The following is a 20,950-nucleotide window of genomic DNA, read 5'->3' as shown; positions in this document are numbered from 1 at the left end:
TAACTGGAGATCGCTATGAGAGTCAGTCGCGCTCAGGCCGAGGCCAATCGTGAAACGGTGATCAATGTCGCAAGCCGGCTCTTCCGGGAGCATGGCTTCGACGGCATCGGGCTGAAGGATTTGATGAAAGGCGCCGGTCTCACCCAAGGCGGGTTCTACAAGCAGTTCGAATCGAAGGATGATCTTGTGGCACTGGCATCCGGGCGAGCGATGGAGAACGCCATCCGCAGATGGTCTAGGGTTGCCGCCGGAAGCGCCGATCCCTTCGACGCGGTTGTCGGCATGTATCTCTCGGCCGGGCACCGGGAAGAGAAAGGCGATGGTTGCCCCCTCGCCGCACTTGGGGCCGACGCGGCGCGTCAGAGCGAGGAGGTGCGGGCTCCATTCCAGCACGGCATAGAGGCTCACCTCCAGATTCTCGACGAATTGATCCCGGCATCGGACGGCACGGAACCTTATGACAGGGCCATGGTCATCCTCTCCCTCATGGTAGGCGCGGTGACGATCTCCCGCATCATGACTGACCGGGGCATGTCGGAGCGCCTCCTCGAAGCCGCGTCCGATGCGGTCAAGCACATTGCGAGCGGCACAGACGAAGAATGAGATCTCGGCTCCGTCGGTGGGATGTCTCTTCCACCTCGCAGATCGCCGCATCCTGGAGTTGACCATTAGCCTCACCCTCGCTCGGGCGTATGGAACGATTCACCGCCGGAGAACGCGTGCGTCGCATCGTCATCACACTGCCACCCGCGAATTCAGCAGGCTCGCATGATTCATAATTCCGCATTGACCTCACGATGGACCGGCGCAGACTTCGACGGAATGTTAGAAACATTCCTCGGATCTGCTCCCTTTGACGCATCGCCGGTTCATACGCTTCTAGGCTTTAATTGGTCCGCTGATGCACGTTCTCACGGTGCGATGACGGTTGTCGATCTCGCATGCAATGGAGAGTGGAACCTTTGGGCTACCTCGGACACACCGGAATGGCTTACCATCCATGTGCCGCGAGACGGCATTTCCGGCATGACGCGACGGCAAACCACGACAACAGCGTCACCGGGCCAGATGCTACTTGGGCAAAGCCGCGAGGCGGATCGCTTCCTCGTGCGGGGAACGCTCCATCGATCGCAGAAACTCTTTTTACATTGGGGCCAGATCTGCCAAGCGTTCGGGGAGCTGTTTGAAGCCCCTCTTGTCGGATCGTTAGACCTGTCCCCCCTCGTTGATGGATCAAGCGCCTCCGCACATCTCATCAAGAATCTCGTCGAGACTATAATGGATGGTATGCTTGGAGCACGCCATCTTGCTTCATTCGCCGATAGCAATGGTCAATCTCAATCAAGCACTCACTCATTTGCTCATTCGATTGATACCCCATCGTTACTCTCAGCGACTGGAACGGAGTCCGTTTATGCCCGCTCCACGGCACGTTCGTCGGGCTATAGATTTCATGCAGGCGAATATCGCTAAGCCGATCACCATCTCGATGATCGCTCAATCTGCCAACGTCTCAGTTCGCACCTTGGAAAACGGCTTCCGGACCTTCAAGGAAGCTACACCAGCAAGTTACTTGAGAACTCTACGACTACGCGCCGCTCGATTGGACCTTCTGGATCGGTCGAACCAACAGAGCATCCGGGATATCTGCCTGAAGTGGGGATTCTTGCACGCCGGCCGTTTTTCTGCGCTGTACGGGTCCGTTTACGGGGAAAGTCCTCGGGAAACCCTCAGGCGGAAATCTGAGGTCGTCTCATCTCGCTCCGCAGCAGCCGATATAAGGCGAGGCAGGCTCTAAGCCGACTTCTGGGTCTTCGCATTTCTATCGATGACGGTGGGATGGATGTAGCTGGAGCGGGTGAAGGGAATCGAACCCTCGTATTCAGCTTGGGAAGCTGCTGCTCTACCATTGAGCTACACCCGCGATGAAGCGAGATTTCCAACAGATAGGGGCCGCTGTCAAGTCGTGGCCGCCGGGAAGGCTCAGATGCGGAAGTGCTTCGAGAGCTTGAGGCCCTGGGCCTGGTAGTTCGAGCCGAGGCCGGAGCCGTAGAGGCTTGCGGGCTTTTCCTGCATGTGTTCGTAGACGAGGCGGCCGACGATCTGGCCGTCTTCGAGGATGAAGGGCACTTCGTGGCTGCGTACTTCGAGCACGGCGCGGCTGCCGCGCCCGCCGGCGGGCGCATGGCCGAAGCCCGGATCGAAGAAGCCGGCATAATGGACGCGGAATTCGCCGACCAGCGGATCGAAGGGGGTCATCTCGGCAGCATAATCCGGCGGCACATGCACGGCCTCGCGCGAGACGAGGATATAGAACTCGTCGGGATCGAGGATCAGCTCGTTGCGGCCGCGGCTGTAGAGCGGCTCCCAGAAATCATAGATGTCATGCTGGGCCTTCTTGTCGACATCGACAACGGCGGTGTGATGTTTGCCGCGATAGCCGATCAGGCCGTCCTTGTCGCCGGCCAGATCGATCGACAGCGCGATGCCGCCGCCCGATACGTTCGGCCGCTTGCTGGCGACCAGCGTCTCGCTTTCATGCAGCTTCAAGAGTTCCGGCTCGCCGAGCAGGGAATGGCCAACGCGGAAGCGGATCTGCGACAGGCGCGAGCCGCGGCGCACCACGATCGGGAAGGTGCGCGGGCTGATTTCGAGATAGAGCGGGCCGGAATAACCGGCCGGGATCTTGTCGAATTCCTGGGCGTAATCGGTGATGACGCGGGTGAAGATATCGAGCCTGCCGGTCGAGCTCTTCGGGTTGGCCGAGGCCGACATGTCGGCCGGCAGCGCCAGGCTCTCCATCAGCGGCACGATGTAGACGCAGCCGGTCTCGAGCACCGCGCCCTCGGAAAGGTCGATCACATGCAGGCTCAGCCGGTCGAGCTTGTCCGACACCAGATGCGAGGGGCCGGGCATGAAGCTGGCGCGAACGCGAAAGGCCTTGGCGCCCAAGCGCAGGTCGAGACTTGCCGGCTGGATCTGGTCGCGGTCCAGCTCCCGTTCGGAGATCAGACGCTCCGTTTCGAACAGCGCGGAGATCGCGCGATCCGCCAGAATTCCCGTTTCACGAGCCATCATGCCTCATCCATCATTTGCCGCCGACAAAACCAAACTCGGGGAATTGACGCAAGCAGCTAACAGCAGTATTGCAGAATTATCCCGTGGTGATTTGGCCGGTCGGCTTGCAGCCACGTTAAACAAGTGGCTAAAAAGACCGGGTTGAAACCGGTCTGCTTTTGCGACCGGTTTTTTTGTTATGTGAAGGTGATGGCATGAGCAAGTCCTGGCGCCCCGCAACCCAACTCGTTCACGGCGGCACGCTGCGTTCGCAATATGGCGAAACGTCCGAGGCAATCTATCTCACGCAGGGTTTCGTCTATGAGACCTCGGAAGCGGCCGAAGCCCGCTTCAAGGGCGAGACGGAGGGCTTCATCTACGCCCGCTACGGCAGCCCCACCAACGACATGTTCGAAAAGCGCATGTGCATGCTCGAAGGCGCGGAGGATGCCCGCGCCACCGCTTCCGGCATGGCGGCCGTCACCGCGGCGATCCTCTGCCAGCTGAAGGCCGGCGATCATATCGTCGCCGCGCGCGCCCTGTTCGGCTCCTGCCGCTGGGTGGTCGAGACGCTGGCGCCGAAATACGGCATCGACTGCACGCTGATCGACGGCCGGGATCTGGCCAACTGGGAAAAGGCGATCACGCCGAAGACCAAGGTGTTCTTCCTGGAAAGCCCGACCAACCCGACGCTCGAAGTGATCGATATCGCAGGCGTGGCCAAGCTCGCCAACCAGATCGGCGCCAAGGTCGTCGTCGACAACGTCTTCGCCACGCCGCTGTTCCAGAAGCCGCTGGAGCTCGGCGCCCATATCGTCGTCTATTCCGCCACCAAGCATATTGACGGCCAGGGCCGCTGCCTCGGCGGCGTCGTGCTTGCCGACAAGGAATGGATCGACGAGAACCTGCACGACTATTTCCGCCATACCGGCCCGGCCATGTCGCCGTTCAATGCCTGGACTTTGCTGAAGGGCATCGAGACGCTGCCGCTGCGCGTGCGCCAGCAGACGCAGAATGCGGCAAAGATCGCCGATTTCCTCGCCGAGCAGGGCAAGGTCGCCAAGGTGATCTATCCCGGCCGCAAGGACCATCCGCAGGCCGATATCATCGCCAAGCAGATGACCGGCGGCTCGACGCTGGTCGCCTTCGAGCTCAAGGGCGGCAAGGAAGCGGCCTTTGCCCTGCAGAACGCGTTGGAGATCGTCAAGATCTCCAACAATCTCGGCGACAGCAAGAGCCTGATCACCCATCCGGCAACGACGACGCACAAGAACCTGACGGAGGAGGCGCGCGCCGAACTCGGCATTTCTCCGGGCACGGTGCGGCTTTCGGCCGGCATCGAGGATACCGACGATCTGATCGAGGATTTCGCGCGGGCGCTTGCCAAGGTTTCGGCCTGATCGACGACAATGGCAGCCGGACCTCACTCGGGGTTCGGCTCGCCGGATCTCACTGGGGTTCGGCTCGCCGGATCTCACTGGAGTTCGGCCGGGGGAACAACTACGGCCGTGCCGGCGTTCCGAACTGGAATTAACACTGACAATTAGGCTTAACGATCGAAAAACCCTTCGATCATGACTGTTTCAGTGACGATCAACGTTCCGTTTCTTGACGGACAGGGCCTCTTATAAGATACGGGTAACATATCTTGACTAAGGTGCAAGGCATGTATCGCGCCCTCACAAGAGATATCGAAGTTGTGGTCGAACCATTCTATCTGGAGGAGCAATCCGATCCGGATGACGACCGCTATGTTTGGGGTTACCGGATTGTCATCAGCAACAATTCCGGCGTAGCCGTTCGCCTGGTCAACCGTTACTGGAATATCACCGACCAGAACGGACTGGTGGACGAGGTGACCGGCCCGGGCGTCGTCGGCGAACAGCCACGGCTCAGCCCCGGCGACACCTACGAATATTCCTCCGGCTGTCCGCTCGACACCCCCTCAGGGCTGATGTTCGGCCATTACCAGATGGAAACGGACGATGGCGAGATGTTCGATGTCGACATCCCCGCCTTCTCGCTGGATTCACCGGGGCTGCTGCGGGTGCTCAATTGAGAGCGTAGGTTCGCGGTCGTTTCGTCAGTGCAAGCACTGCGCGTGGATCCGGCCGGCTGCAGCCTTCCAGTCAGTACCAACATGGACGCCGTACCCTCGGTCGTAGATCCTCGGCCTTGCCCAGTCATCAATCTACTAAAGGTCAAAAGGATCCAATGCCTGGGTGCCTGGCTTTGCTTCGAACGGATCTTTTGATTGTGGCGGCGCCGGATGTTTTGCGACGGCATCGTTTACCGCCTTTTGGCAGGCGAGCAACTCATCCGCTGCCCTGGCGGAATCTTTCAAACCGAGGGCAACAATCTGCTTTCCTCTAAGGCTGGCGCGGAAACTCAGTTTACCAGCGAACTCCTCAATCAAGTCGGGATCATTGAAATCAATCCATAATGATTTGAAGCCGGGGAGATCCAGACCTCTCGCATCAGCCGTCCGCTTAGACTGGTCGAACGAGAATTCGATGGGATAACGCTTACCTTTCTCCAAGGATTTCCAGTTTGGATTTCCGAGCAGAATGTAAAGAGGGTTGTCCTTTTTGCGGAAATTGAAGCCAAGACGAAAAATGGTGTCGTCATCAAAGGAAGTCAGAACAAAACAGCCATTGTCTAAAGTCGGGTCGACAGCCACGCTCCAGCCCCCGACCTCTTTCCATGGGACTGTCTCGTCATCAGCCAAGCTCATTCGGGGCATCGCAGCTATGAGTGCGAGTACAAAAAACAAAAGTCGCATCAACGCCCCATCCCGCTTTCTTAGGCCACAACCAAGAAACAGAATAGGTGCACAGTGACTACGCAAAGTCGAGTCACCGTGCTGCATCATCGCTAATCTTTTATTGTTCGCTGTGCGTGTCCTTAACCGTGCCTACTCCGCTGGCTGAAGCTCGGCCGGCTCGAAGCGGTAGGTGGTCGAGCAGAATTCACAGGTCACGGCGATCTCGCCGTTTTCCTGGCTGGCTTCGATCTCCTCGGCCGAAAAGCCCTTCAGCACGCCCTTGATCTTCTCCCGCGAGCAACTGCAGCGGTCGAAGACGGCGCGCGGTTCGTAGACGCGGACGCCGCGCTCATGGAACAGGCGGAACAGCAGCCGCTCGGTCCCGACCAGCGGATCCGTCAGTTCATCGGCGTCGATGGTCTCGACCAGCGAACGGGCTTCGACCCAGGCATCGTCCTCGCCATGCGGGCGGTTGCCGGTGTCGCCGTCGCCGCCGTGGAGATCCGGCTGGCGCATGCGCTCCGGCGCCTCCGGCAGGAACTGGGCGACAAGGCCGCCTGCCCGCCAGCGATGGCGCGGCTTGCCCGCCTCGTCACGATCGAAGAGTTCGGCCGCGGCCAGGCGCACGCGCGTCGGGATCTGCTCCGACTGGCGGAAATAGACGCCGGCGATCTCCTCCAGCGAGGTGCCGTCGAGCGCGACGATGCCCTGATAGGGCTGGCCGAACTTGCCCTGGTCGATGGTGAAGGCGAGCACGCCCTTGCCGAGCAATTGCTCCGGCTCGGTTTCACCTGCTTCAATCGCCTTGTTGAGCAGCGCCTGATCGAAACGGGCATAGGCGCGGACATTTTCCGGCGTCGAGAAATCGGCGACGAGAAGATCGACCGGGCCATCGCCCTTGGTCTGCACCGTGAACTTGCCGTCGAATTTCAGCGAGGTGCCGAGCAGCACCGTCAGCACGACGACTTCGGCAAGCAGCCGGGCGACGGGGGCGGGGTAATGATGGCGCTCGAGGATCGCATCGAGCATCGGGCCGAGCTGGACGGCGCGGCCGCGCACATCCAGACCCTCCACCTGAAAAGGGACGACATGGTCATCGCCGGCGAAATCAAACTGGCCGAGGGCGGCTGCAGCTTCTGCCATGGCTTTCACTCCTAGTTTTCAAGCGACTGCCCAGCGTGGCCTTCGCTCGCGCGGTCGCGAGTTTGTGACTCGCGACACCAGATTATGGTTCAGATCGCGCCCAGGCACCAAGCAAGAATCGACTTCTGCGCATGAAGGCGGTTTTCCGCCTCATCGAAGACTACGGATTGCGGACCGTCGATCACTTCGTCCGTCACTTCCTCACCGCGATGAGCAGGCAGGCAATGCATGAACAATGCATCATTGCCGGCCTTCGCCATCAAAGCCGCGTTGACCTGATAAGGCTGGAAGACATTGTGACCCCGGGCCCGATGTTCCTGATTCATGGAGACCCAGGTATCGGTCACCACGCAATCGACGCCGGCGACCGCACGGTCGGCATCATGGCAGAGCATGATTTCGGCGCCCTCATTGCGGGCCCAGTTCAGATAGTGATCCTTGGGCTCCGAGCCAAGGGGCACGGCCATGTTCATGCGATAGCCGAAGCGCGCCGCCCCTTCGACCAGCGAATGCAGCACATTGTTGCCGTCGCCGGTCCAGGCGATGGTCTTGCCCTTGATCGGGCCGCGATGCTCTTCGAAGGTCATGATATCGGCCATGATCTGGCAGGGATGGGTGTCATCCGTCAGCGCATTGATCACGGGCACGGTCGCATGCTCGGCAAGCTCCAGCAGCCTGGAATGCTCGGTGGTGCGGATCATGATCGCATCGACATAACGCGACAGCACCTTGGCGGTGTCGCCGATCGTCTCGGCGCGGCCGAGCTGCATCTCGGTGCCTGACAGGAACAGCGTTTCGCCGCCGAGCTGGCGCATGCCGACATCGAAGGAGACGCGGGTGCGCGTCGACGGCTTCTCGAAGATCATCGCCAGCATCTTGCCGGCGAGCGGCTTGTCGCCCGTGCCGGCCTTGAAGGCCTGCTTGCGGGCGAGCGCATCGTTCATGATGGTTCTGAGATCGGCTGACGTGACCGCCGAAAGATCGAGGAAATGTTTAGGAGCCATAGTCTTGTTACCTGTGCTGCGCCCGCAGGCGGCAATCCCTTCAAGCCGTCTTCTTGACCTTGGAGGCGCGAATGCTCTCGGCAGCGCGCTCGATGCGGGCAAGGCCCTCGCGGGCTTCCTCGGCGGTGACCACGAGGGGCGGAAGAAGGCGGATGACATTGTCGCCGGCGGGCACGCCGAGCAGATGGGCGGCGCGGATCGCCTGCAGCAGTTCGGCTGAGGGAATGGCGGCCTTGACGCCGAGCAACAGCCCCTCGCCTCGGATATCCTCGATCACATCGGGATAACGGTCCTTCAGCGAGGCCAGGCCCTGGCGGAAGACAAGCGCGACGTCGCGCACCTGCTGGAGGAAGCCATCGGCGAGAATGATGTCGAGCACGGCGCTGCCGACGGCCATGGCGAGCGGATTGCCGCCATAGGTCGAGCCGTGCGTGCCGGCCTTCATGCCGGAGGCAGCCTCTGCCGTGGCAAGGCAGGCGCCGAGGGGGAAACCGCCGCCGATGCCCTTGGCGACCGCCATGATGTCGGGGGTGACGCCCGACCATTCATGGGCGAAGAGCCTGCCGGTGCGCCCGACCCCGGTCTGGACCTCGTCGAGGATCAGCAGCAGGCCATTTTCGTCGCAGATCTGGCGAAGCGCCTTCATGAATTCGGGGGTGGCCGGACGCACGCCGCCCTCGCCCTGCACCGGCTCGATGAGAATTCCGGCCGTGGCATCGGTGATCGCGGCGCGCACCGCTTCGATGTCGCCGAAAGCCACCTGATCGAAACCGGGCGCCTTGGGGCCGAAGCCCTCAAGATATTTCTCCTGGCCGCCGGCGGCGATCGTCGCCAGCGTCCGGCCGTGAAAGGCGCCCTCGAAGGTGATGATATGGAAGCGCTCGGGATGACCCTTGGAATACTGATAACGGCGCGCCGTCTTGATCGCGCATTCGAGCGCCTCGGCGCCCGAATTGGTGAAGAACACCTTGTCGGCAAAGGTGGCGTCGGTCAGCCGTTTGGCCAGGCGCTCCTGGCCGGGGATCTCATAGATGTTGGAGAGATGCCAGACCTTGTCGGCCTGCTCCTTCAGCGCGCCGACCACATGCGGATTGCTGTGGCCGACCGAAGTGACGGCGACGCCGGCGCCGAAATCGAGATATCGCTCGCCGCTTTCGGTGATCAGCCACACGCCCTCGCCTCGCTCGAACCGCAACGGGGCACGAGAATAGGTGTCATAAAGCGGCGCGGCTTCAGCCATAGCGCGATCTCCCATCGATGTTATCAAGCTCCGGACTCCGGCTAAGAAAACCAGGCCCGAAAAATCAAAAATGCCGCCTTGCGGCGGCGACTGGCACTATTTCCTTTTCGCGCTGCAATGTCAACAAAACTGCGCCCTTAGCGCATGCAGCAAGCTTGTACAGCAGCATTATCCGTCCTCAACAGGCATTATTGCAGAAATGCCACGCCGGGGCAGCAAGTTGGGGAAAACTTGAAATTCGATTCATCCGGATTCATGCGACTCTTGTCACGGAGTCAGCCTCACACTAGGTTAAAGTTCAATTACTAGACTGCATGCGGCGGAACTAGTCACCAAAATTGATCAAGCGTTTCTTGTTTCGGAGCCTTCCGGGACAACGGTGAGGGATTCTGCCATCACCAACGCAAAAGGTGGAGACAGGGCATGAACTGGACAGACGAGCGGGTCGAGAAACTCAAGAAGCTCTGGGCCGAAGGACTGAGCGCCAGCCAGATCGCGGCACAACTTGGTGGCGTCAGCAGAAACGCGGTCATCGGCAAGGTGCATCGGCTGAGCCTCCCCGGCCGTGCCAAGGCCGGCGGTACCGCCAATGCCGCCCGAACGCCGAAACGCAATACTTCTGCGCCGCGCGCGCCGAACTACGCCTCACGGGTCGCCACTCGCACCGTTACCCGCCAGCAGGGCGCGACGATGCTGAAGGAAGAGATCGAGATCGAAACGATCGAGGAAATGGAATACGTGCCGAGAGGCAACGTGGTCGTTCCGATTTCCCGACGCCTCGGCCTGACGGAACTGACCGAACGCACTTGCAAGTGGCCGGTCGGCGATCCGCTGAAGGACGACTTCCACTTCTGCGGCTGCGAATCCCCCGACAATTCGCCCTATTGCAGCTATCACCAGAAGCTTGCCTACCAGCCGGTCAACGAACGCCGCCGGGCAGCAGCGCGGGCCAGCTGAGCGGGTAACATCGCCGCACATGAGAAACGGGCCGACTGGCCCGTTTTTTTGTGGTTATTGGTTCGCGCGGATGGCTGCCCCTCATCCGCCTGCCGGCACCTTCTCCCCGCTTGCGGGGCGAAGGGGATATGCCGCGACCTCTCCGTTCCCCGCTAACCTGTCGCAGGGCACGTCCCCTCGCCCCGTTTTACGGGGAGAGGGTTAGGGTGAGGGGCAGACGCTAGCTCGAGCGACGTTGTCAGCAATCAGAATGGAGGCCCTCAGGCTTCCATCGAATAACCGGCGCCGCGGACGGTGCGGATGACGTCCTGCATGTTGGAGAAATTCAGCGCCTTGCGCAGGCGGCCGACATGGACGTCGACGGTGCGTTCGTCGACATAGATATCGTGGCCCCAGACACCGTCGAGAAGCTGCGAGCGAGAGAAGACCCGGCCCGGCGACGACATCAGGAATTCCAGCAGGCGGAATTCGGTGGGGCCGAGGCGGACTTCGCGGGTCTTGCGATGGACCCGGTGGGTTTCGCGGTCGAGTTCGATATCGCCGCATTTCAGCACCGTCGACAGCACCTCGGGACGGGCGCGGCGCAGCATCGCCTTGACGCGGGCGACGAGTTCGGGGGTCGAGAAGGGCTTGACGACATAATCGTCGGCACCCGTCGAAAGCCCGCGGACGCGTTCGCTCTCTTCGCCGCGCGCCGTCAGCATGATGATCGGCAGGCGCTCGGTTTCCGGCCGCATGCGCAGGCGCCGGCAGAGTTCGATGCCGGAGACGCCAGGCAGCATCCAATCGAGGATGAGCAGATCGGGCGTGCGCTCCTGAAGCCGCATTTCGGCTTCGTCGCCACGAAGGATGGTATCGACCTCGAAGCCTTCCGCTTCGAGATTGTAGCGAAGAAGCACGCTCAGGGCTTCCTCGTCTTCAACAACTGCAACTCTCGGGATCATGCGTGTCGGTCTCCTCGCGCATGATCCCTGAACCGGGGATGGTTCAAGCAATGCATCCTGCGCAAATTCAGAATTGGCTGCGACCTCTTTGCGCGCCCCGGATGGGCGCGCACGCAAGCTTCTAGCCCGGCCGTCCGGCCCGGGCGGTTATTCGGTTACCGCGCCGACGGTGTTGGCGCTGTCGTCTTTCGGACGATCGCCTTCCGGCTGCGCACCTGTCGCCATGTAGAAGATCGTCTCGGCGATGTTGGTGGCGTGGTCGCCGATGCGCTCGATGTTCTTGGCGCAGAAGAGAAGATGCGTGCAGCTGGTGATGTTGCGCGGATCTTCCATCATGTAGGTCAGGAGTTCGCGAAACAGCGAGGTGTACATCGCGTCGATCTCGTTGTCGCGTTCGCGGATCGCGTTCGCCTTGTCGGCGGAGCGATTGGTGTAGACGTCGAGCACTTCCTTGAGCTGGACGAGCGCCAGCTCGGAGAGATGCTCGAGACCGCGGGCGAGCTTGCGGGGAACGCCGGTGCTTTGGACGGCGATGACGCGCTTGGCGGTGTTCTTGCCGAGGTCGCCGACGCGTTCGAGATCGGCGGCGATGCGGATCGAACCCATGATTTCGCGCAGGTCCGCGGCCATCGGCTGGCGGCGGGCGATGGTGACGATCGCCTTGTCGCCGATTTCGCGTTCGGCGTGATCGAGGATCACATCGTCGGAGATGACCTTCTGCGCCAGCGCGGTATCGCCGTTGACCAGCGCCCGCACGGCTTCGGCGACCATCTGCTCGGCCAGGCCGCCCATTTCGGAAATCCGCCTGGACAGGAACTTCAGATCATCATCATAGGCAGAATAAATATGTGTCGATGCCATGGGGCTTTATCCTCGAATAACGGAAAGGCTTGGTGACGGCAGGATCAGCCGAAGCGACCCATGATGTAATCCTGGGTGCGCGGATCGTCCGGATTGGTGAACATCTTGTCGGTGTCGTTCTCCTCGACGAGATTGCCGAGGTGGAACATGGCGGTGCGCTGCGAGACGCGCGCGGCCTGCTGCATGGAGTGGGTGACGATGACGATCGTGTAGTTCTCGCGCAGTTCGTGGATCAGTTCCTCGACCTTGGCGGTGGCGATCGGGTCGAGCGCCGAGCAGGGCTCGTCCATCAGGATGACCTCAGGGCTGACGGCGACGGCACGCGCAATGCAGAGGCGCTGCTGCTGACCGCCGGACAGGCCGGTGCCGGATTCATGCACGCGGTCCTTGACCTCGTTCCAGAGGCCGGCGCGCTGCAGGCTGGTCTCGACGATCTGATCGAGATCGGCCTTCGACTTGGCCAGGCCATGGATGCGCGGGCCGTAGGAGACGTTTTCGTAGATCGTCTTCGGGAACGGGTTCGGCTTCTGGAAGACCATGCCGACGCGGGCGCGAAGTTCGACGACGTCGATATCCGGATCATAGATATCGTCGGTGTCGAGCGTGATCTTGCCGGTGACGCGGCAGCCGTCGATCGTGTCGTTCATGCGGTTGAGGCTCCGCAGGAAGGTCGACTTGCCGCAGCCGGACGGGCCGATCAGGGCGGTTACGGTGTTTTCGCGGATGTTCAGGTTCACATCGAAAAGCGCGCGCTTTTCGCCGTAGTAAACCGAGACATCCTTTCCGATCATCTTATACGGGACGTTGCTCATCTTGTGATCCAGCGCCTTTTCAACTGCAGCTTCCGTCAACATGTTCATGATGTTTAACTCCGTTTACCAGCGGCGCTCGAAGCGACGACGCAAGAGGATGGCGCCCATGTTCATGACGATCAGGAACAGGAGCAGAACGATGATGGCACCCGAAGTACGCTCGACGAAGGCACGTTCGGCCTCGTTGGCCCACATATAGACCTGTACGGGCAGAGCCGTCGAGGGATCGAGCGGCGTCGTCGGCGCGTTGGCGACGAAGGCGACCATGCCGATCAGGAGCAGCGGCGCGGTTTCGCCGAGCGCATGCGCCAGGCCGATGATCGTGCCGGTGAGGATGCCGGGCATGGCGAGCGGCAGAACGTGGTGGAACACCATCTGCATCTTGGAAGCGCCGAGGCCGAGGGCTGCGGCGCGGATCGACGGCGGCACGGCGCGAAGAGCGGCACGCGTGGCGATGATGATCGTCGGCAGGGTCATCAGCGTCAGCACCAGGCCGCCGACCAGCGACGCCGAGCGCGGCAGGCCGATGAAGTTGATGAAGACGGACAGACCGAGCAGACCGTAGACGATCGAGGGAACCGCGGCGAGGTTGTTGATGTTGACCTCGATCAGGTCCGTCAGCTTGTTCTTCGGTGCAAACTCCTCGAGATAGATCGAGGCGGCGACGCCGATCGGCAGCGACAGCACCAGCACGATCAGCATCAGATAGAGCGAGCCGATGAGGGCGACGCCAAGGCCTGCGGCCTCCGGACGGCTGGAGTTGCCGTTGACGAAGAGGCCGGTGTTGAACTGCTTGTGAAGAGCGCCGCTCGCCTTCAGCTCGTTCATCCAGCCAACCTGCTTGTCGTTGACCTTGCGGTTCTTCTCATCGACCGAAAGATCGATCTGGCCCTTGTTGGCGCTGTCGACATTGGCGTCGGCAAGCACCGTGACATTGACCGTCTTGCCGATGATCGACGGGTCTGACATGACCATGTCGCGCAGCTGGATCGGGGCGCTCTTCGACAGCATGGCCGAGGCATCGCGCACATCAGGGCGACTTGCGGCATTGATGTTCAACTGCTTGACGATCGCGTCGCGCAGGAGAACCGGATAGTTGGCGGCGATCAGCACCGAAGGGTCGGTCGCACGCTTGTTGTTCGGGTCGATCGTCTTCTCGGCGAATTCGATCGGCAAGGTGATCGCCGTCTGCTGGAAGGCGGTGTAGCCCTTGCCGATCACCGTCCACAGCAGGATGAAGAGGAAGACGAGACCGAAGGTGATGGCGGCAATGCCATAGGCCTGGAACCGGCGCTCGGCGGCATAGCGGCGCTTGATGCCGATATCGCGGCGCGGTGGCGCCTTGGAAACGGTGACGCCGGCGGGAGAAACAATATCCGTCATTCGTACTGCTCCCGGTATTTGCGCACGATGTAGAGCGCATAGATGTTGAGGCAAAGCGTGATGCAGAACAGCGTGATGCCAAGGGCAAAGGCAACCAGGGTCTGCGGCGAAGTGAACTCGAGGTCGCCGGTCAGCTGGTTGACGATCTTGACGGTCACCGTCGTCATCGGCTCGAAGGGGTTGATCTGGATGCGGGCGGCAACACCGGCGGCCAGCACGACGATCATGGTTTCGCCGATGGCGCGCGAGGCGGTCATCAGCAATGCGCCGACGATGCCGGGAAGGGCTGCCGGCAAGACGACTTTCTTGATGGTTTCGGAGCGGGTGGCGCCAAGACCGAGCGAACCGTCACGCAGGGCCCGCGGCACGGCGGTGATGATGTCGTCTGACAGCGAGGAGACGTAGGGGATCAGCATGATGCCCATGACGATGCCGGCCGTCAGAACGCTCTGCGCCTGGATGAAATTCGAATAGCTGCCGGACAGAAGACCGCTGATCTGGGCGGAGAAATCGCGCAGGAACGGGCCGACGGTGACGAGCGCGAAGAAGCCGTAGACGATCGTCGGAATGCCGGCGAGCACTTCGAGAAGCGGCTTGGCGACCCCGCGCACCTTCGGCGAGGCGTATTCGGCCATGTAGATGGCGGCAAAGAGGCCGACCGGCACGGCGACCAGCATGGCGACCAGGCCGATGTAAACCGTGCCGAGCAGCAGCGGGATCAGGCCGAACTGACCGAAGGACGAGCTGCCGGCGCCGGCAAAGCGCGGATCCCAGACGGTGCCGAAGAAAAAGTCGGCGGCGGGTACCACGGCAAAGAAGCGGGCGGCTTCCGACAGCATCGAAAGCACGATGCCAATCGTCGTCAGGATGGCGATCGAGGAGGCGAGCAGCAGGCCCCAGAGCATGACGCGCTCGACCCGGTTGCGGGCGCGGAAGCGCGGGGCGATGGAACGCAGCGCATAGAAGGCGCCAGCTACAGCCAGAATGAAGACGACGGCGGTCATGGCGAGGCGGCTCGTCATGCTCTTGGCGTTCAGCGTCTTGGCGGCATCGACCATGTAGGGCTGCGGCTGGCCGGCAAGCGGCACGCCCTTTTCGAGGAGCTTGGCCTGCAGGGCGGCCGGATCGTTGGCGACTGCCGCAGCTTCATCCGAAGTCAGCATCGTCAGGCCGCGGGCGACCGTCGCCACCATCGAATAACCAAGATCCTGCTCGACCGAGGCCTGAGCCTTGACGTCAGCAGGGAAGGCGCTGCGAACCGAGGACTGGATGATGCCGGGGCTGACGGAGAGCCAGACGCAGAGGACGATGAGGGCGGGAAGAACAGCCCAGATCGCGGCATAGGCGCCGTAATAGGCCGGCCGTGAATGCAATGCGGAGGACCTGCCTCCGGCAAGCGCCGTGGCCCGGCTTCGCGCGACCAGATAGGCGGCGGCACCGATCACCACAAGGCACAAAAGTATGATGGATGTGCTCATTCGTTACGTCCCCAAGCCCGTGGCCCCAAAGCCCGGCAGCTTCACAGCCTGCCTTCAGCTTCCAATCATGCGGAATGAATTTAACCCGCAGCACCGAAAACGCCGGCGCGAGGGATAAGGCAATGCCGGCGCGGGCCTGAAGGCACCGCGCCGGCAAAGTGATTACATGGACTTGCCGGCTTCGACGTCCTTGCGGATCGCTTCGCGCTCGGCATCCGGAGCGGCAACCAGGCCGTATTCGACGAGCGGGCCGTCAGGGCCGATCATCTGGTCGGATACGAAGAAGTTGACGTATTCCTTCAGGCCCGGAACGGCGCCGAGATGTGCCTTCTTGACGTAGAAGAACAGCGGGCGGGAAACCGGGTAGGTGCCGTTAGCGATCGTTTCCGTCGAGGGAACGATGCCGTTTACGCTGGCAACCTTGAGCTTGTCGGCGTTGTTTTCATAGAAGGAAAGGCCGAATACGCCGACGCCGGTCTTGTTGGCGGCGATGCGTGCCAGGGTTTCCGGATAGTCACCGTCGATGTCGACAGCAACGCCGTCCTTGCGGACTGCGACGCAGGCCTTGCCCTGGGCAGCCTTATCGGAGATTTCCTTGGCGATGACGTCGATTGCGCCAGAGGCCTTGCAGCCGGCGGCGAGAACGTTCTGTTCGAAGACTTCGCGCGTGCCGTGCTTTTCGCCCGGGATATAGGCAGCGATATCAACAGCGGGAAGCTTCGGGTTGACTTCCGACCACTTCTTATAGGGGTTGGCGACGAGCTTGCCGTCCACGACGACCTGGGCTGCGAGGGCCTTGTAGATGTCGGCAGGAACGTAGGCAACGTCAGGGTTGGAAGCGTCGGTTGCGAAGACGATGCCGTCGTAGCCGATCTTGACTTCCTGGATATCCGTCACGCCGGCAGCCTTGCAGGCTTCGGCTTCGTTCTTGTTGATCGGACGCGAGGCGTTTGCAACGTCGATGGTGTCTTCGCCAACGCCCTTGCAGAACTCCTTCAGGCCAGCGCCCGTGCCGCCGGATTCAACGACCGGCGTCTTGAAGTTGGTGAAGGTTTCGCCGAAGGACTCGGCAACGATCTTTGCGTAAGGCAGGACGGTGGACGAACCAGCAACCTGAATCTGGTCGCGGGCGACGGCAGCGCCAGCGAAAGCAGCAGTTGCAGCGAGCGCGGCAACGGTGAGCTTGAAGGTGTTCATGTAAATCTCCCGGCATTGGGCTTGTGTGAGTGCGGCCTGTAGAGAGGCCCTCGCAGTGCCTTTTTTCATCGGCGAGACTCTCTTAGCGGTTTAAGCACCGTCCTTTTATGTCAAAGCGATGAAACATTTGTGACAGCTTAAGCTTCTGATTTATAAGAGAAAATTTTGAAGACCCCGATCAATCGTGTCGGGGAACTGCAAATTCCGGCCAGCAATCCACCTTGCGTTGTAGAAATCGGCTTCATATCCTGATGGGGAGACGGCGGCTTTCCGCACTACATCCTTTCACTAAGGTTGTTCCGTGTGATTTGCCCCTCACCCTAACCCTCTCCCCGTAAACGTAGCGAGGGGACATGCCCTATCAAAAGCGCACGGTGAAATCGGTGCCCTTGCCGACTTCGGATTTGACGATCAGCCGTGCGCGGTGGCGGGTGAGGATGTGTTTGACGATGGCCAGGCCGAGGCCGGTGCCCTTCTTCGAGCGGCTATCCTCGATGCTGACGCGATAGAAGCGCTCGGTCAGGCGCGGCACATGCTCGGCCGGAATGCCCGGACCCTTGTCGACGATACTGACCTCGACCGGCTGGCCGGTGCCGTTCTTCAACCAGACGTCGACGATCTCGCCCTCCTGGCCGTATTTGCAGGCGTTTTCCATCAGGTTCTCGAAGACTTGGACAAGCTCGTCGCGGTCTCCCAGCACCTCCACCTTGCCCTCGGGCAGATGCAGGTTGATGTCGACGCCGACATCCCTTGCCAGTGGCGCCAGGGAATCCCTGACATGGCCGAGCAGCGGCACCAGGTCGATCTTCTCATCCGGCGCGATGTGCGATTTCAGCTCCAGGCGGGAGAGCGACAGCAGGTCGTCGACCAGCCTGCTCATCCGCGTCGCCTGGTCGAGCATGATGTTGAGGAAGCGCGCCTGCGCCTTCAGATCGTTCTTCGCCGGCCCCTGGATGGTCTCGATGAAGCCGCGCAGCGAGGCAAGCGGCGTGCGCAGCTCATGGCTGGCATTGGCGACGAAATCCGAGCGCATGCGGTCGATGCGGCGGACCTCGGAAATATCGCGGAAGGAGAGGATGAAATAGCGCTCATGCGGCCCGTCCCCGGCCGCAAATTCAATGGGCGCGCTGCGGACGATATAGACGCGCTCGGAGGGCAGCCGCTCGGAATGCTCGATCTGGTTCGGCGCGTTGGTGGCGATCGTCTCACGCACCATGTCGAGCACGCCGGGCGAGCGCAGGCGGGCCGATATATGGGCCCCGAGCGCCACCTCGCCGAAGGCCTTTTCGGCGGCGCGGTTCTGGAAGAGCACCGAGGCATCGTCCGACAGCAGCATGACGGGGAAATCGAGGCCGGAGAGCGTGGCGGAAACCTCCGGCAGGCGGCTTGGCGGCAGCTCCGGCTTCATCTCCACCGGCGGGGCGGGTTCGGCCTCGATGATGGGCGCCTCGTTGAAGAGCGCGGTGAGGATCATCACAAGCAGAAGGACAAGCACAACCCACTTGTTCATGCCGGCGGCAAGCGCGATCAGCGCGCTGAGGATCGCCGCAAGCAGCACCGGCCGTTCGCGCCTTATGCGTGCCAACAGGCTTTTTCTCCATGGAGTTTCGTCTGGCAAGTACCCTCGCGGCGTCGATTCGTTTTTCTTTATATTGGAACTCTGCCTGATAGCGGCAATTCATGACAGAAGTTTTCGGGCTGCCGCCTAGAAGCGAAAGGCCGCCACCGAAACCGACGAAAAAGTGCCGGCCATCCGCGAAAGATTTGATTTTCAACGGCAACTATGTTCGCCTGCGCCAAGAGAACAATCAGGCTGAGGAGGAACATATGGACGAGGACGTCGAAAACAGGGCCGTCGAGCTGGAGATCCGCGGAAAGAAACGCATCTTCGATGTCGACGATCCCGTCCTGCCGGACTGGGTGGAGGAAAACGCACTGGAATCCGGCGATTTTCCCTACAAGAAGAAGCTCAAGGAAGAGGACTATCTGGAGCAGCTGGAAAAGCTGCAGATTGAACTCGTCAAGGTGCAGTTCTGGCTGCAGGCGACCGGCAAGCGGGTGATGGCGCTGTTCGAGGGACGCGATGCTGCCGGCAAGGGCGGTGCGATCTCGGCCTCTTCGGCGCATATGAATCCGCGCCTTGCGCGCGTCGTGGCGCTGACCAAGCCCACCGAGCGCGAGCAGGGGCAATGGTATTTCCAGCGTTATGTCGCGCAGTTTCCGACGGCTGGCGAATTCGTGCTGTTCGACCGCTCCTGGTACAACCGCGCCGGCGTCGAGCCGGTCATGGGTTTCTGCACGCCGCAGCAATATGAGGATTTTCTCAAGCAGACGCCGCAGCTCGAAAAGATCATCGCCCATGAGGGCATCTTCTTCTTCAAATTCTATCTCGATATCGGCCGCGAGATGCAGCTCAAGCGCTTCCACGACCGCCGCCATGATCCGCTGAAAGTCTGGAAACTGTCGTCGATGGACATCGCGGCGCTGACCAAATGGGGCGATTACAGCGATAAGCGCAACCGGATGCTGAAGGAAACCCATACGGATTTTGCGCCCTGGACGGTGATCCGCGCCAACGACAAGCGGCGCGCCCGCCTCGAATTGATCCGCCACATGCTGAACGCGATGGATTATGACGGCAAGGATAAAAAGGCGCTCGGCACAGTCGACGAAGAGATCATCGGCTCGGGGTCTGGGTTTCTGAAATAAGGCTTTCGGAAATAGGAGTTCACTGCCCCGGCAGGATGCGGATGGCAAAGAGGTTGATGCCGCGCGCCTTGCCGTCGAGATCGCTGTTGATCGTCAGCGTGCCCGGCGCATTCGGCGCCAGCGAGCGATCGAACTTCACCTGCAGCAGCGCATCCGACTTTTCCCGGGTGACGTTGAAGCGATGGCGGGCGCAATTGCCGAGCGACTGGAAATCGCATTCGACGGTGACCTGGGTCGGTTCGTCGGTGGTCGACTGCAGCGTCAGCGCGATCGTCGAGGATTTGCCGGCAAGCTGCTGCAGCACCGATGGCGGCACGCTGATCGAAATATTGCCGTCGGCCGTGCCGCTCTCGGAAATCAGGCGGATGGCGGGGCCGTCATTCTCGGCGATCTTTTCGGTGCGCGCCCTGGGACCGCTCTTAATCTTGTCGGCGTCCTCAGGCTTGAACAGCGGGATCCAATCGGCCGAAAAGCTGTTCTGCGGATCGATGGTCACCGGCTGATCGGCGGGGGAGGCCGTATTGCCGGCGCTGTCGTCATTGCCGGTGAAATCCTCGGGCTGGGTGCTTGCCGGCGGATTGGCAACGCTGGTGTCGCGCTCGGCTGCGGTCAACAGCAGGCCCGACGTATGCGCCCACCAGGCGCCGATGCCGATAAAGGCCAGCAGCACGCACCAGACGAGCAGCCGCGAAAAGAATTTGCGCGGCTTGCGGCGGCCGGCCGCCCGCTCCGGGCGGAAATCCATGTTGGTGGCGCGCTGGCCGCGGGCAAGGCGCTCCTCGCCGACCGGCGCGGCGGCCAGATGATCGGCGCTGCCGGCATGCACGTCGTCGAGGCTCGCTTCATCGCGACGGCCGAAGCTCACTTCGGGGGCGCGGGTCTCGCCCGACACGGCGGGACTGTCGATATCATCCACCTCGTCGCGGTGGACCGGAGGTGCCGGCATTTCCACGACCGGCGGCACGGGCACCTCAGGCGGCCTCTGGCGGGGATGCAGGCGGTCACGCTCCTCGCTTTCGATGGCGTGAATGGTGCTTTCCAGGCGATGGCGATGATGGGCAACAACCTCGGTGTCGGTGATATCCTGCTTGCGCAGACCGGCTTCGAGCGCCTGGCGGGCCGACTGGTAGATCCTCGCTCGAACCTCCGGATTGTCGCGATCGGAGTTTTCGAGCGCTGTTCTGATGGCCGTTTCTAATCCGCTCACATCCAGTCCTTCACCATGAACTCGGCATCGGACTGCAATCCCCGCCGTTCTCTCTCAAAATTCGGTAGCGTCAAGTGCGGCAAACCGCAAGCCTTGCAGGCCTAGCCGCGGTTGATCGGCGGGGATAATCGGCAGCTTTCAGCACATGCGGACCTTATTCTATCAGCCTTCTCAGACCTATATATTCGGGGTGA

General features: G+C 61.4%; 20 protein-coding genes, 1 tRNA gene and 1 riboswitch. Of the genes, 7 read left to right on the top strand and 14 right to left on the bottom strand.

Features of this window, described 5'->3' with window-relative positions:
• The first annotated feature begins 15 nt into the window (after window positions 1–15).
• From FHT69_RS25695 to FHT69_RS34360, 3 genes are all read left to right on the top strand, one after another.
• Complete coding sequence (locus FHT69_RS25695; RefSeq protein ID WP_127430984.1) at window positions 16–603, top strand: TetR/AcrR family transcriptional regulator; 588 nt, start codon at window positions 16–18, stop codon at window positions 601–603.
• A gap of 165 nt (window positions 604–768) precedes the next feature.
• Complete coding sequence (locus tag FHT69_RS25690) at window positions 769–1,473, top strand: hypothetical protein (protein WP_246780760.1); 705 nt, start codon at window positions 769–771, stop codon at window positions 1,471–1,473.
• A complete protein-coding gene (locus FHT69_RS34360) occupies window positions 1,415–1,798 on the top strand; it encodes a helix-turn-helix domain-containing protein (protein ID WP_312862884.1) in 384 nt (127 codons plus the stop codon). Before FHT69_RS25690 ends, FHT69_RS34360 begins: the two co-directional genes overlap by 59 nt.
• Before the next feature lie 52 nt (window positions 1,799–1,850).
• Here FHT69_RS34360 and FHT69_RS25685 read toward each other — a convergent pair.
• A tRNA-Gly gene (locus FHT69_RS25685) sits at window positions 1,851–1,924 on the bottom strand.
• A 59-nt stretch (window positions 1,925–1,983) separates the two neighbouring features.
• Entirely contained in the window at window positions 1,984–3,078 is a 1,095-nt protein-coding gene (locus FHT69_RS25680) for a 2'-deoxycytidine 5'-triphosphate deaminase (protein ID WP_183906137.1), read from the bottom strand.
• A 73-nt stretch (window positions 3,079–3,151) separates the two neighbouring features.
• Window positions 3,152–3,230, top strand: a riboswitch (SAM riboswitch).
• Window positions 3,231–3,272: 42 nt separating this feature from the next.
• Here FHT69_RS25680 and FHT69_RS25675 point away from each other — a divergent pair.
• Together FHT69_RS25675 and apaG are read left to right on the top strand one after the other, a co-directional pair.
• Window positions 3,273–4,457: an O-succinylhomoserine sulfhydrylase gene (locus tag FHT69_RS25675; protein ID WP_132573625.1), complete on the top strand. Its 1,185-nt coding sequence runs from the start codon at window positions 3,273–3,275 to the stop codon at window positions 4,455–4,457.
• 266 nt (window positions 4,458–4,723) lie between these two features.
• The gene (apaG, locus tag FHT69_RS25670; RefSeq protein ID WP_183906164.1) at window positions 4,724–5,116 is read left to right on the top strand and encodes a Co2+/Mg2+ efflux protein ApaG; all 393 of its coding nucleotides are present in this window, start codon (window positions 4,724–4,726) and stop codon (window positions 5,114–5,116) included.
• A 135-nt stretch (window positions 5,117–5,251) separates the two neighbouring features.
• On the opposite strand, the gene FHT69_RS25665 is transcribed toward apaG, so the two are convergent.
• The 4 genes from FHT69_RS25665 to FHT69_RS25650 all read right to left on the bottom strand — a co-directional run bounded on the left by FHT69_RS25665 (window position 5,252) and on the right by FHT69_RS25650 (window position 9,208).
• On the bottom strand, window positions 5,252–5,791 hold the full coding sequence (locus FHT69_RS25665; protein ID WP_409527535.1) for a hypothetical protein: 540 nt from the start codon (window positions 5,789–5,791) through the stop codon (window positions 5,252–5,254).
• 180 nt (window positions 5,792–5,971) lie between these two features.
• Complete coding sequence (locus FHT69_RS25660) at window positions 5,972–6,964, bottom strand: Hsp33 family molecular chaperone (RefSeq protein WP_028756984.1); 993 nt, start codon at window positions 6,962–6,964, stop codon at window positions 5,972–5,974.
• An 89-nt stretch (window positions 6,965–7,053) separates the two neighbouring features.
• A complete protein-coding gene (gene argF, locus FHT69_RS25655) occupies window positions 7,054–7,968 on the bottom strand; it encodes an ornithine carbamoyltransferase (protein WP_028756221.1) in 915 nt (304 codons plus the stop codon).
• 40 nt (window positions 7,969–8,008) lie between these two features.
• Window positions 8,009–9,208 (bottom strand): aspartate aminotransferase family protein, encoded by a 1,200-nt coding sequence (locus tag FHT69_RS25650; RefSeq protein WP_048338255.1) that lies wholly within the window; start codon window positions 9,206–9,208, stop codon window positions 8,009–8,011.
• A 423-nt stretch (window positions 9,209–9,631) separates the two neighbouring features.
• Here FHT69_RS25650 and FHT69_RS25645 point away from each other — a divergent pair, with 423 nt between their 5' ends.
• Complete coding sequence (locus FHT69_RS25645; protein WP_028756986.1) at window positions 9,632–10,165, top strand: GcrA family cell cycle regulator; 534 nt, start codon at window positions 9,632–9,634, stop codon at window positions 10,163–10,165.
• Window positions 10,166–10,425: 260 nt separating this feature from the next.
• Here the strand turns inward: FHT69_RS25645 and phoB are convergent, their stop codons facing one another.
• The 7 genes from phoB to phoR form a co-directional block, all read right to left on the bottom strand.
• Window positions 10,426–11,109, bottom strand: a complete 684-nt coding sequence (gene phoB / locus FHT69_RS25640; protein WP_003545181.1) for a phosphate regulon transcriptional regulator PhoB — start codon at window positions 11,107–11,109, stop codon at window positions 10,426–10,428.
• Window positions 11,110–11,256: 147 nt separating this feature from the next.
• Window positions 11,257–11,970, bottom strand: coding sequence for a phosphate signaling complex protein PhoU (phoU, locus tag FHT69_RS25635; RefSeq protein WP_028756987.1), 714 nt, complete (start codon window positions 11,968–11,970; stop codon window positions 11,257–11,259).
• Between the two features lie 44 nt (window positions 11,971–12,014).
• Window positions 12,015–12,830: a phosphate ABC transporter ATP-binding protein PstB gene (gene pstB, locus FHT69_RS25630; RefSeq protein WP_003556197.1), complete on the bottom strand. Its 816-nt coding sequence runs from the start codon at window positions 12,828–12,830 to the stop codon at window positions 12,015–12,017.
• 15 nt (window positions 12,831–12,845) lie between these two features.
• Window positions 12,846–14,165 carry a phosphate ABC transporter permease PstA gene (gene pstA / locus FHT69_RS25625; RefSeq protein ID WP_047617053.1) on the bottom strand — a complete coding sequence of 440 codons (1,320 nt, stop codon included), beginning with the start codon at window positions 14,163–14,165 and terminating at the stop codon, window positions 12,846–12,848.
• The gene (gene pstC, locus FHT69_RS25620; protein WP_028756989.1) at window positions 14,162–15,643 is read right to left on the bottom strand and encodes a phosphate ABC transporter permease subunit PstC; all 1,482 of its coding nucleotides are present in this window, start codon (window positions 15,641–15,643) and stop codon (window positions 14,162–14,164) included. Before pstC ends, pstA begins: the two co-directional genes overlap by 4 nt.
• 162 nt (window positions 15,644–15,805) lie before the next feature.
• On the bottom strand, window positions 15,806–16,840 hold the full coding sequence (locus FHT69_RS25615) for a substrate-binding domain-containing protein (RefSeq protein ID WP_028756990.1): 1,035 nt from the start codon (window positions 16,838–16,840) through the stop codon (window positions 15,806–15,808).
• A gap of 361 nt (window positions 16,841–17,201) precedes the next feature.
• Window positions 17,202–18,425 carry a phosphate regulon sensor histidine kinase PhoR gene (phoR, locus tag FHT69_RS25610; protein WP_028756991.1) on the bottom strand — a complete coding sequence of 408 codons (1,224 nt, stop codon included), beginning with the start codon at window positions 18,423–18,425 and terminating at the stop codon, window positions 17,202–17,204.
• A gap of 242 nt (window positions 18,426–18,667) precedes the next feature.
• On the opposite strand from phoR, the gene ppk2 reads away from it, so the two are divergent.
• Entirely contained in the window at window positions 18,668–19,549 is an 882-nt protein-coding gene (gene ppk2, locus FHT69_RS25605) for a polyphosphate kinase 2 (protein WP_028756992.1), read from the top strand.
• A 19-nt stretch (window positions 19,550–19,568) separates the two neighbouring features.
• On the opposite strand, the gene FHT69_RS25600 is transcribed toward ppk2, so the two are convergent.
• Window positions 19,569–20,756, bottom strand: a complete 1,188-nt coding sequence (locus FHT69_RS25600) for a regulator (RefSeq protein ID WP_183906135.1) — start codon at window positions 20,754–20,756, stop codon at window positions 19,569–19,571.
• Window positions 20,757–20,950: the final 194 nt, after the last annotated feature.

The sequence above is a fragment of the Rhizobium sp. BK008 genome (assembly GCF_014197345.1).
GTDB classification, from domain to species: Bacteria; Pseudomonadota; Alphaproteobacteria; order Rhizobiales; family Rhizobiaceae; genus Rhizobium; species Rhizobium anhuiense.
This window is presented reverse-complemented; position numbering and strand designations above follow the sequence as displayed.